General features: G+C 52.0%; 8 protein-coding genes. 7 read left to right on the plus strand and 1 reads right to left on the minus strand.

Features of this window, described 5'->3' with window-relative positions:
* The first annotated feature begins 82 nt into the window (after positions 1-82).
* The 5 genes from HQN87_RS01550 to HQN87_RS01570 all read left to right on the plus strand — a co-directional run bounded on the left by HQN87_RS01550 (position 83) and on the right by HQN87_RS01570 (position 7,023).
* A complete protein-coding gene (locus HQN87_RS01550; protein ID WP_173126693.1) occupies positions 83-1,552 on the plus strand; it encodes a chromosome condensation regulator RCC1 in 1,470 nt (489 codons plus the stop codon).
* A 318-nt stretch (positions 1,553-1,870) separates the two neighbouring features.
* Positions 1,871-2,827, plus strand: coding sequence for an EamA family transporter (locus tag HQN87_RS01555; protein WP_173127638.1), 957 nt, complete (start codon positions 1,871-1,873; stop codon positions 2,825-2,827).
* Positions 2,828-3,443: 616 nt separating this feature from the next.
* Positions 3,444-4,826: an MDR family MFS transporter gene (locus HQN87_RS01560; RefSeq protein ID WP_173126696.1), complete on the plus strand. Its 1,383-nt coding sequence runs from the start codon at positions 3,444-3,446 to the stop codon at positions 4,824-4,826.
* Between the two features lie 82 nt (positions 4,827-4,908).
* A complete protein-coding gene (locus tag HQN87_RS01565; RefSeq protein WP_173126697.1) occupies positions 4,909-5,208 on the plus strand; it encodes an iron-sulfur cluster assembly accessory protein in 300 nt (99 codons plus the stop codon).
* A gap of 228 nt (positions 5,209-5,436) precedes the next feature.
* Positions 5,437-7,023, plus strand: coding sequence for an ABC transporter substrate-binding protein (locus tag HQN87_RS01570; protein WP_367272643.1), 1,587 nt, complete (start codon positions 5,437-5,439; stop codon positions 7,021-7,023).
* Between the two features lie 86 nt (positions 7,024-7,109).
* On the opposite strand, the gene HQN87_RS01575 is transcribed toward HQN87_RS01570, so the two are convergent.
* The gene (locus tag HQN87_RS01575) at positions 7,110-8,462 is read right to left on the minus strand and encodes an FAD-binding oxidoreductase (RefSeq protein WP_173126698.1); all 1,353 of its coding nucleotides are present in this window, start codon (positions 8,460-8,462) and stop codon (positions 7,110-7,112) included.
* Between the two features lie 222 nt (positions 8,463-8,684).
* Between HQN87_RS01575 and HQN87_RS01580 the strand changes: the two genes are divergently transcribed.
* Positions 8,685-11,078, plus strand: a complete 2,394-nt coding sequence (locus tag HQN87_RS01580; RefSeq protein WP_436836451.1) for a polyprenyl synthetase family protein — start codon at positions 8,685-8,687, stop codon at positions 11,076-11,078.
* 132 nt (positions 11,079-11,210) lie between these two features.
* Positions 11,211-12,194 (plus strand): diaminopimelate dehydrogenase, encoded by a 984-nt coding sequence (locus HQN87_RS01585; protein WP_173126700.1) that lies wholly within the window; start codon positions 11,211-11,213, stop codon positions 12,192-12,194.
* The last annotated feature ends 109 nt before the right edge of the window (positions 12,195-12,303 follow it).

The raw sequence follows: 12,303 nt of genomic DNA on the forward strand, positions 1-12,303 counted from the left end.
ACTATAGGATAGCTGGAAGTATAATAGGATAATCATAGAATCTATGAGATAAAAAGGTATTTATAAGGAGGATAAGACATTGGTGTCCCGTAAATCAATGGTTCAGCTCATCGTATGTATGCTGGTGTTGTCCTTATGCCTGCCCGCCGGTAAGGAGGCTGCTGCTGCTCCTGGAGTAAGGCCTGTAAGTGTGTCGGGCGGCTCTGCGCATGGCATTGCTGCCTGGAGTGACGGGACAGTGACCGGCTGGGGATACAATAAAAACGGCCAGGCGGGCGATGGAACCAGCATTAATCAGTACATACCCAAAAAGGTGGAGGGTTTAAGCGGCATTGTGCAGGTGGCAGCTGCCGGGAGCGTATCATTCGCGCTCAGCAAGGAGGGAGAGGTATGGGGCTGGGGTCAGGACTACAGCAGCTATATTCAGAATGATCCCCTGCTGCCGAATCAAAGGCGCGGAGGTCCGGTGAAGCTGGAGGGTCTCCAGCAGATCGCCTTCATCACAACCAATGGCGCCTTGGGCATCGCTGTGACAAAAGACGGAACGGCCATTCTATGGTATCCGTCCTACGATCCCCCCGGTGTGCTGCCGGTACAGATCCGCTATTTGAAGCTGCCGGCGATCTCAGGGATTAAGAGTGCTCTCATTAATGGAAATGATGCCTTGTTTCTTACTAAAGACGGCAGTGTGAAGCAGATGAGCATCTATCATTCGTACTATAACCGCATTCGCTTGGAGAGTGATCCGGTCAGTATAGCTACGCTTGCTTCATCCGCTATAACCGGTATGGCAGCCTCACAAGGCGAGCTGTTCCTGCTGCGCAGTGACGGTCAGGTTCTGCGCTGGAACAAGGGGCTTCAAGCACCGTCAGCCGTTGCTGGTCTTAATAATGTCTACAAGCTGGATACCGGCTTCTACCGGCTGTATACACTGAAGAGGAACGGAACGCTCTGGAAATCGGATTATAGCTCTGGAACGCTGGTTAAGCCTATTCAGATCAAAAAAGGGATTCACATCAGCAACATATGGGGAAGCAGTGGAGCCTTTGGATTTGCCCAAGACAAAGACGGGACTCTTCTGGGCTGGGGCGACAGCTTCGACACGGGACTTGCGACGGGAAGGGGATCAGCGACCAAGGATGAAGCCGGATATATCCTGGCGCCGGTGCTGCAGCCGCTGGTGTTCTTCGTGAACGGACAGCCGTTCTCATTCTACGGCTCGGCATCTGTACAAGATGGCAAGCTGTATGTTCCGCAGACGAGTGTATTCAAGGCGCTTGGGGTGCAGGTAAGTACGAGTACATCCAATCCTGATCCGAAACCCGGCAATTCTCGATCCACTGTCTGGTCTTTCGTCTATGGGGACAAGACTCTTCAGGTTAAGCTTAGCGACCCGCTGGAAGTCTCCGTTAATGGCAAGAAATCAGACCGCGAGTTCACCATGAACCGGTTACCTGATTCGACGCAGCTTCCTCTGGAGGTTATCTGTGAGCTTCTCGGCATTGGTTTACAGTGGAATAAAGTCACTGGTGAGGTGAAGCTGGGGAACTGATTGATTAGCGGTGTATGTTCTGTAAATCCACAAATTTTAAGAATTAAGGGTTGACGTCTGCTCACTTGGCGTGTAACATATGAACAGTCGTCAACCAGACAATGATTCCATAACTCCATACTGTTCTCGTATAACCTCGCAGCCGTTCCGATGTCACAGGGCGAGGGTTTCTACAGGAAGCCTACTCTTCCTAACTACGATGATAAGGACCTTATTCCTCAGGCCCCTTGTCCCGGAGTTAGGATTATTTGTGTGTTGCGGCCGAAACGAAATTCAGACGAAACAGAAGATTCAGGAGGCATAACTAACATGAAAGATATGAAATACTTAATCTCCGTACTTATAGGGGCTATGAGCTACGGCATTTTATCAACCATTGTGGTATTGGCCTACGGGCAAGGCTACAAGCTGGGAGAGGTCGTTGGAACCCAGTTGTTAATCGGCTGTATTCTCGCCTGGTTACTTGCGTTATATACGAAGCTTAGAGAGAACCGCAAACAACGCCATTCTGCAGGAACTGCGGTGCCTTCCAAGCCAGCTGCGACCCGGTTGACCTGGAAGCATCGGGTGCTGCTGATGATGGCTGGTGCGCCGACCGTAATCACCGGACTGCTGTATTACCAGTCGCTCCGTTATATCCCGGCTTCCCTGGCGATTATTCTGCTGTTCCAGTTCACCTGGATCAGCGTGCTGATTCAGGCGGTAAGCAAACGCCAGCGTCCCGATAAAATCACCATACTGACCCTGATTCTGCTGTTCGGAGGAACGCTGCTTGCAGCCGGGATTCTCAATCAGGGGGCTGCCGAGTTCAACCTGCTCGGGCTGATGCTCGGACTATTATCTGCGGTAAGCTACTCCATGTTCATTATCTTCAGCGGCAAAGCCGTCCCGTCTGCACATCCCGCCTACCGGAGTGCCTGGATGGTTACCGGCGGCCTGCTGCTGCTGTTTATCCTGTTCCCGCCGTATTTCCTGTTCAACGGCTTGCTGTGGGGGCAACTGCTGCTGTTCGGCTTCCTGCTGGGCTTGTTCGGCGCCTTCATTCCGCCCTTGCTGTTCGCCATCGGGGTTCCGCATATCGGCGGAGGCATGGCTGGTATTATTGGCGCTGTCGAACTGCCGGTCGCTGTATTGATGTCCTCATTCGTCTTGCAAGAGCATGTAAGTCTTCTGCAGTGGACCGGAGTGGTTCTGGTCCTGCTCGGAGTAGTCCTGCCGGAGCTGTATAAGCTGCGGTGGAGGAATAACCAGGCAGTGAGCTCATCATCGGTCTAAAGTTCTGAACCGGCTATAGCTAGGCAAGGAGGGTTGATTCCTGCGAGAGTGGGGATCAATCCTCTTTTTTGTTTTTTACGGGAATGAGGATATTCATCGGTAGCAGCAGATGGATTTCCTCCACTTGCTGATGACGAATGGTAACTTGCTGCAACAGCAGTTGGAAAAATGGCACTTAAATTCACCCTTTTTACTCAGATTCGCGAAACGAACAATATTAGATGCTGTTTTTCCACTTGCTCCGGTCCATCCTGCTAAAATGGGCAATTTAAGATACGTTATTCCACTTGCTTGCCGCAGAAGGGGGCCTGCGTAGATGGAAGTTCCCACAAGGGAATTCACACAAAGAAGGGAACTCCCTCGCAGAAAGCATTACCTTCTAAGGAAGTGCGGATTGACAATTCGTATCTTTAGATATATTGTAGATATATTAAGTCTGTGAATGTCGGGGATGTGGCTCTATGGATCAATAATGGATTAATGATGAAGTTGAATTTGCCTAAAAGCTGCTTCAATCTTCAATCTTAATTCAGCAGCACAGGGTTTTATTTATTTTAATTAAGGACTATATATGTCTTTAATGTATTTTATTTAGACAGAGACAGGTGGAGATGGAATGAAGAACAGACCCGGTATCATCGTATCTTCGCTGGTCATTGCGAATTTCCTCGGGCAACTAATGCAGACGATGCTGAATACGGCGCTGCCCAGAATGATGCAGGATTTAGGGATTAATGAGGGCAGAGCACAGTGGCTGATTACGGTATATTATCTGAGCGCAGGCATAACGGTGCCTGTGGCCGGTTTTTTGATCGGGAGATTCACGACAAGAGGTTTATTCTTTACTTCGGCAGGGGCCTTCGCAGCGGGGACCCTTCTGGCCGGAAGCTCCTCAGACTTCCTGCTCATTCTGAGCGGTCGTATTATTCAGGGAATAGGCGCTGGGCTGCTAATGCCGCTATTCCAGACCACGATTCTGAGGGTGTTCCCGAAGGGGAAGATGGGCGCGGCCATGGGACTAATCGGACTGGTGATGGGGCTGGCTCCGGCGCTTGGGCCAACGCTGTCAGGACTGGTGGTCCAGGAGCACTCCTGGCGGATTCTTTTCTATGCATTACTGCCAGTTGTGACAGTCAATCTACTGCTTGCGGCGTTCAGTCTGAAGAATGTGGGCGAGCGGCATAAGGAGAAGCTGGACTATAGCTCTATTCTGTATTCTTCGATAGGTTTCGCCGGTCTGTTATATGGTGTCAATCTGGCTGGCGATCCGGGAACCTCCCGTGCTGTAGCCGGTTCAGTGGTTCTTGGCGGAATTCTGTTCATTATTCTGTTCATCAGGCGGCAGTTGAAGCTGGAGGTTCCACTTCTGGACTTCAACCTGTTCCGTAACCGGAATTTCACCCTCGCCTCCATCATTGGTGCGCTGCTGTTCATTGTGATGATCGGAGCTGAACTGCTGCTGCCGCTCTATGTGCAGAACGTACGGGGACTGACACCCAGGGAGTCGGGTCTGATGCTGCTGCCGGGAGCGCTGGTCATGGGCTGTACGAGTGTAATCTCCGGCAGGCTCTATGACCGTTACGGGGTGAAGCTGGTGCTTCGCGGAGGCTTTACTCTGATTGCAGGGGTAACGGTTCTTCTGGCGCTTCTATTGTCTCTGCACACTTCTATCCTTGCACTCACCGTAATCTTTGCCCTCCTGATGCTTGGAGTCGGACTTATTATGACGCCAGTTACGGCCTATGCAATGGCCAGTGTCTCCGTTCGGATGATCGCACATGCTTCACCTATGACGATCTCGATCCGCACGATAGCCAGCTCTACAGGAGGCGTATTGCTGATTGCCATTATGACGTTTACTATGAATTCCGGCACCTCTGCCGCCCTAAGCCATATGATGCCGGGGTTTCATGCCGCCTTTTGGAGCCTGGCAGGGTTGGCGATAATCGGATTATGCCTGTCTTTTAGTATCAGGGGACTGGAAAAGCAGAGCGGATAACCACTTAATTATCTATAGCACCTTATAATATGTTATAATGTATTTCTTATTTCATATTAAGAAGAATAGAGGTCGCTAACGGATGAAAGTTAAAGTTAACCGTAACGCTGCAAAAGTCTTGAAAGAGATGCTGGACACCCCGGAAGCGGAAGGCAAAAAAGTCCGCGTTGTGATCACCCAGAATCACGGAGATCACGGACATTATGATGTCGCTCTTGATACACCTACAGAGCACGATGAAGTGGTTGCTACAGATAAGGATATCGAGATTCTGCTGGATACACGCGAGCCGCTGCTGGACGGTGTATGGATTCAGTATTTCTATGTGCCCCAAGAAGGCTTCTTCATCACGAATCCGTCTACCGGATTCCTGGAGAAATAAGCAATTGATCATTGCCCTGGCTTGAGGGTCCGAAGCAGGCGGCATTGTCTAGTCAGCCTTTCCAAGGCTGATTGGAGCAGTGCCGTTTTTTTGTGCTGAATGCCGTGCGCTCTTAAAGTCGTTGCAAAAGTATGTATAATCGTTGAATGCCTATATTAGCCGGGCCGGAATTTTTGATTATACTGTACTTGTAAGCGATTACACACATATAGCCGGGGGGAAATTCAAGTGAATAAGAAAAAAGCAATGACACTGATGTCCAGTATCCTGATGGTCTCTCTGCTTAGCGCTTGCGGCGGCAATGGCAATGCTGGCGGAAGCACACCGGAGCCGCAGGCCTCAGCCGCTGCAACGGAAGCTGCAGGAACGAATGCCCAGCCAGCCACAGATTCCGGCACAGTCGATACGTCCCAGCCCGTTACACTCAAGATGATTTTTGTAGGACCTAAGCCTGTCGATTATGACCTGGTATTCGGAGAGATTAATAAGAAGCTGAAGGAGAAAATCAATGCGACCCTGGAAGCCGAGTTCCTCGACTGGTCCGACTGGGCGCAGAAATATCCGCTTAAGCTGGCGGCGAACGAGGACTTCGATCTCATCTATGCGGCCAACTGGGCCGGCTATAACGATCAGTCGCTCAAAGGCGGATTCCTGGAGCTGACCAATGAGCTGCTGGAGAAATACGCACCGATGACCTGGAAAGCAATGCCGGAGGTAGGCTGGGGTCAGGCCAAGGTGAACGGCAAGCTCTATATGGTGCCCCAGAACCGCGGGGAGACGGTTGAGAAGCTGATTCTATACCGTGAGGATCTGCGCAAGAAATATAACCTGCCGGAGATCAGCAGTCCTGAGGCGTATGCCAACTATCTCAAGACCGTAGCCGAGAAGGAGAAGGGCGTTACGCCGTTCGTGCCGGAGACCGGAGACTGGAAGCTCCACAACCTGGACCGGATCCTGCTGAAGCAGCAGAACGAATGGAATCTGTTCGATCTTGATCTGCCGATGGGCTTCAAGCTGGACGATCCTACAGGTAAAGTGTTCAACTTGTATGAGACGCCGGAATTCAAGGAGCTAGTCTACTATTATAAAGATCTGGCTGATCACAACGCCTGGTCGAAGAGCGCACTGAACAGCAAGCTGGATCACCAGCAGGAATTCCGTGCAGGCAAAACAGCGTCGATCACACACAACGTAGGTACACTGGGCGCCTTAATGACGGATATGCGTGAGAAAAATTCGCCGTATGAGCTGGCCCTGGCCGATATTAACCCGGGTAAGAAAAAATCCGTTGCCGTCTCGACCCAGAATGGTGTTGCGGTCCATGCTACCTCCAAGAACCCGGAACGCTCACTGATGCTGATTGATCTGCTGCAGAATGACAAGGAACTGCATGACCTGATCATGACCGGGATTACAGCCGTGCATTATAATCCGGTTGGCGATGATAAATATACGAATGCAGAGAAGAACGCCAACTACACCGGGTTCTCCAACTGGGGCTTCAACTCGCCGCTGAACCGGGATAACGCCACCTTCCCGGATGAAGCGAATGCCCTGACTGACAAATGGGAGAACGAGGTCTATCACTATCCGCTGGAAACCTTTGTCTTCGATAACAGCAAGGTGAAGACGGAAGTTGCCAACGTCGGCAATGTCATGCTGCAATATGGAATTCCGCTGGAGTACGGCACTGTGAAGGATGTAGACGCAGGTCTGGCCAAGCTGCAGCAGCAGGTCAAGGCGGCCGGTATCGACACGATCATCGCTGAGGTTCAGCGCCAGATTGATGAATTCCTGGCGGCATCAGGCCAATAAAAGAGTGCAACAGCCAAAAGGGCCCGCGTGGATATACGCGGGCTTCTTTGCACGTTCTAGCTGTAGCTGAATTTCAGGCTCAAAGCTCAGCCTTTTACGCGGGCCGGAGGAATACTCTGCGGATTATTGAACACATTTCCGGGATCATATTTAGCCTTGACTCTGCGTAACCGGGCATAGTTGGTTCCATAATAGACGGGGCCGGAATTTTTGATGCCCTGGTCTGGAACATTGATATAGCTGCCTACGATAAAGGGCTTCAGCTTGCGGCGGGTATTGCGCACATAGAATATATTTTTGGCCGCTGCCGATTTCTTGATCCACGAGCTGTTCCACTCCACATAGAATTTGGCCTTACGCCAGTAGAAGGCGGTGGATTTAGGAGATACCCGGCTTACCGCACCGCCCCAGTTGAGGAAAAAGAACCCGGCGGACTGCCCCTCGACGGTCTCCAGGAACTCCCGCATGGCTTTGATGGCCTTATCCGGAAAAGGTTTTCTGCCAAAACCGCTGGAGAACTGGTTGCTGACTCTTTGGGTCTGCACCGGATCGGGAGCAAGCAGGAAGCTTACTGCTTTGGGATAAGGCAAGGACCGGATCGTTTGCTTCGTAGGTGTTCCTACGCCCGTCACAGGCTTCAAGAGGCGGATGGTCTCCGCTTTGGACCCGAGGAACACGCCCAGCATACTGACATTGCCGCCCTTCTTGGGCCCGATGGATAATTCGCTGCCCAGTCTGGTATTGACAGAAGGCGCCCAGCGCTGCCAGGCCTTGAAGACCCTCTCGAACTGATGCCAGGGCCAGGTGATCTGAAAGACGGTAGCTGTGGCCGGGGCAGAGCGCACCTTGAATGTATAACGGGTGCAGACTCCGAAGTTCCCTCCGCCGCCTCCGCGGGAAGCCCACAGCAGATCGGCGTTGCTGTTCTTATTGGCGACAATAATCCGCCCTTTGGCATCCACCATTTCGAGTTCAATCAGATTATCGCTGACCAGTCCTACCGTCCGCTGGAGCGGTCCGATCCCCCCGCCTAATGTAATGCCCCCGATGCCGACGGTCGGGCTGTCCCCGAATGGAGACATGTATCCCTGCCGGGCAAGCGTATGTGCAATCCGTCCTACAGTATTTCCGGCTCCGACGACAGCTGTTTTTGTTTTTTTGCTCAGCTTAATGCTCTTCATTTCACTTACATCAATAACAATGCCTCCGTTGACTTGGGAGAGATTAACCTCCAGCGCATGTCTGCCGCCCCTGGGCCGGATGGGAATATGCCGCTCGTTGGCCCATTTGACGGCATTGGCCACATCCTGTGTCTTCTGTGCGAAGACAAAAACCTTCGGGAACCTGTCGGTATGGGGGTCCCAATTTTTACGCGCCGTGTCATAACCCGGATCACCTTTAAAAACTACCCGTCCGGTAAGCTTCGTGCCTGAGTTCACTCGTTCCAGCTCCTTCTGAGCTAATAATTAACTGCATGGTATCACTAGGACCTCATATAGTATGCAGGGTATTAGTCTAGGGATTGGGCGAATGCCGGGGATAGATGTGATGAATAAGATTCCGTAACCATGCCTGCGGTTAATCGTATAAGGATAACAAGCTTGACTCGATTTGCTCCAAGACGGAATTACAACAGGATAGACCATTATGAAGCTAAGGTTGTGCAGCCTATGAATGAAATCGTTAGAGATCATCCCCATACAGGTTATCGGCTGGCAGAGCAGAAGGCAGCCCGTTATCTGGCTTCGCTTCAAGGTCAGATGGAGAGCAGGGCTTACGTGGCAGCGCTGACGGCAGATATCCATGAGTGGAAAAAGACGCATCTGCCGCCGTTCTCCGGCCTGTCCCTGCAGTCCCTATGGAAGAAAAAACCGGATACTAAGGATTACTACCGGTATATCAGGTGGCTGAATTACACAGGTAAACTGGATAATTATCTGGACCGGAGTGTCTCTTACATTTATATGAGAGATCTGGGGAAGGCACTGGATTCTCTGGACACGCAGGAGAGGATAAAGAGAGCTGTTGCTGATCTGAACAGATACCTGCTGAAGTCAGCCCGCTCAGGTGAGGGAGAAGAGCCGGACTTCATGAACCTGGCCGGAGTGTACCGCTGGGCCCAGAAGGAGGGAATAGAAGCTGCGGTGATCTGGGTATTCGCAAAATTAAGATCCGTAGCTGCCCATATTCCGGAGGGAATGAACGCAGAGCATGCCCAGCGTAAGCTGATTAAGATTATCGTTGGCGTTATTCTGCATGTGATCGAAGAGCTGGACGGCAATGTAGCGCCTGCGGAACGTTCCCGGAGACTGGATGAAGCGGTCAGGCTGGGCTACTCCTATGGGCTTACCTATCCTTTCGTCGATGATCTGCTGGATTCACAGATTCTGACGGCTCAGGAAAAGGTGCAATACTCGGAGCTGATCCGTTCAGCGCTGCTGACCGGAGCTGTGCCTGAGCTGGGCGGCTGGACGGGAGAGAATATGGAGCTGATCGCCTATATCCATTCCGAGCTTTCGGAGGCTTTTACGTATATTAAGCAGCAGCAGCGGCCGGAGAACCAGCAGCTTTTTTTCGAGCAGTCGCTGGTCTTCTTTGAGGCTCAGGATATAGACCGTGTCAAGGTGCTTACGCGTACGGATTACACCAATGAAGAATTGTACATCCCGGTCATATTGAAATCATCGTCCTCCCGGCTGATTGCCCGCTCTGTGACTAGTGCGCCTGAAGATGAGGGGTTTGAAGAACGGACCTTCTTTTTTGGCCTCTACAACCAGCTGGCCGACGATTTCGCGGATATGACCCAGGATATGATGGATGGAGCTGTAACGCCTTATACCTATTATCTGAAATATCATAAACAGCGCCCGGATTTGATGAATCCTTTTGAATTATACTGGGCGGTGATCTCCCATCTGCTCCACCATGTCTACCACTCGGGTGCCAAGGCCCGTGAGGTCATTCTGGACCGGGCAATCAATGGGCTGAGGCGTTACAAGGAACGGGTGGGAGCGGATAAGTACAAGGAGACGATGGGGATTTTTGCTGCCGGTAACCCGGAGTTTAACAGGCTCATTCAGACTATGGTACGCAAAGCGGAAGAGGTGGACTTTTTCGATAAGCTGCTGCGGGACCAGATGATTGAGCATCTGAAGAAGGATGCCGGAGAGCAGCAGGAATTCTTCGATACCTTCACAAATGTCCGCAAGCTGATTAACAGCGAACTGCCCTTCACCAAGCCGCAGGGACTTCCGGCCATGAAGGAACAGCTGATGGAGGCGGCCAATTATAGCCTGGAGGGAGACGGGAAGAGGGTGCGTCCGATTCTTACTTGGGTGATGGGCGTGAAGGAATACGGGTTAGCCGCAGAGGCTATTGTTCCGCTGCTCCGTTCGCTCGAGTATATGCATACCGCTTCCCTGATCTTCGATGATCTGCCTTCCCAGGATAATGCTTCAACCCGCAGAGGACGCGTCACCCTGCACCAGCTTCATAACAGTGCCGTTGCTGAATTAACGGGTCTCTATCTGATCCAGAGGGCGATTGGAGAACAAGCCTCGCTTGACCGGTTCAGGGCAGAGACGGTGCTTGCCCTGATCCGTTATTCAGCCCGCAAGGCAGAGGAGATGTGTATGGGCCAGGCGATGGATTTGGATGCCAAGGGCAAAATACTGACGCTGGAGCAGCTGAATGCGGTATGCTTTTATAAAACTGGTGTGGCCTTTGAGGCCTGTCTGGTCATGCCGGCTATGCTTGCTGAGGTCAGTGAGACGGAAATCAATGTGCTCAAAAGAATTGCCTATCATATGGGAATTGCTTTTCAGATTAAGGATGATCTGCTGGATGTGGAAGGGGATACGTCGATCCTTGGCAAACCGGTGGGCAACGATGCGGTGAACAATAATTCCAACTTCGTCTCCATTCTCGGACAAGAGGGGGCCAGTAAAGAGATGTGGGAGCACTATTGTAAGGCGGCAGAGGCACTACGTGAGATTCCGCGCAATATTACTTTTCTGAAGCATTTAATGAATTATGTTGTGAATAGGGAGCGGTGAAGAGACCGCGTGCAGGGAAATATTAGGCGGCCCGGCAACTTGAATATTTACATTTCGTGTAATGTAGATATACTTATAATTTAAAAGGATTCATATCTCCGGGTTAACCGGCAAGGGAGGATAATATCAGACATGACTTCAACTATTAGAATAGGGATCGTCGGATACGGAAATTTGGGCAAAGGGGTGCAGCAGGCGATTGCCCAGAATCCGGATATGGAGCTGAGCGCCATATTTACCCGCAGAGACCCGCAGCAGCTGGCGGACATCACAGGAACAGTCACAGAGCATATCTCAGCTGCCGAGCAGTACATAGGCAAAATTGATGTGATGATTCTGTGCGGTGGTTCCGCGACAGATCTGCCGGAGCAGACGCCGCAGCTGGCCCGGATGTTCAACACCGTTGACAGCTTCGACACGCATGCCAAAATCCCGGAATTCTTCACAGTGGTGGACAAGTCGGCGCAGGAGGGCGGCACGGTTAGTGTAATCTCAACGGGCTGGGACCCGGGAATGTTCTCCATGAACCGTCTGCTGATGCAGTCCATCCTGCCGGAAGGTGAGGATTATACGTTCTGGGGCACCGGGGTCAGCCAAGGGCATTCGGATGCGATCCGCCGCGTTCCCGGCGTGAAGGCTGGTGTTCAATATACCGTGCCTGTCCAGGAGGTGATTGACAGTATCCGTGGCGGCGAGACGCCGCAGCTGTCTACCCGTGAGAAGCACCGCCGGGAATGTTATGTGGTGGCAGAAGAAGGGGCAGATCGCGATGCGATTACCCGGAGCATTGTTGAGATGCCGAATTATTTCGCCGATTATGATACAACCGTCCAGTTCGTGTCGGAAGAAGTACTCGCCGCCGAGCACTCCGGGATGCCGCACGGCGGCTTCGTCATCCGCAGCGGAATCACCGGGGGCGGAAGCAAGCAGATTGCCGAATTCGGGCTGAAGCTGGACAGCAATCCCGAATTCACAGCCAGCGTGCTGGTGGCCTATGCCCGCGCAGCCGTTCGTCTGAAGCAAGAAGGCCATCAGGGTGCCAAGACCGTATTTGATATTCCGCTCGGCCACCTGTCCCCGAAATCGGCAGAAACTCTGCGCCGCGAGCTGTTGTAGGCCGGAGTGGCGGGCAACTGTAGGCTGGAGCCGCGGGCAGCTTGGAAAGAGCTGCCCGCTGATGGGGAGAGCAAGATCAAAGGGATAAATCCCTCTGATTGAGCTGAAA

This window comes from Paenibacillus tritici, from assembly GCF_013204885.1.
In the GTDB taxonomy this organism is placed as follows: domain Bacteria; phylum Bacillota; class Bacilli; order Paenibacillales; family Paenibacillaceae; genus Paenibacillus_AQ; species Paenibacillus_AQ tritici.

Excerpts from the sequence above, each read along its gene's own strand:
- HQN87_RS01555 (WP_173127638.1), top strand. The coding sequence starts at position 1,871 with ATGAAATACTTAATCTCCGTACTTATAGGGGCTATGAGCTACGGCATT.
- HQN87_RS01560 (WP_173126696.1), top strand. The coding sequence starts at position 3,444 with ATGAAGAACAGACCCGGTATCATCGTATCTTCGCTGGTCATTGCGAAT.
- HQN87_RS01565 (WP_173126697.1), top strand. The coding sequence starts at position 4,909 with ATGAAAGTTAAAGTTAACCGTAACGCTGCAAAAGTCTTGAAAGAGATG.
- HQN87_RS01585 (WP_173126700.1), top strand. The coding sequence starts at position 11,211 with ATGACTTCAACTATTAGAATAGGGATCGTCGGATACGGAAATTTGGGC.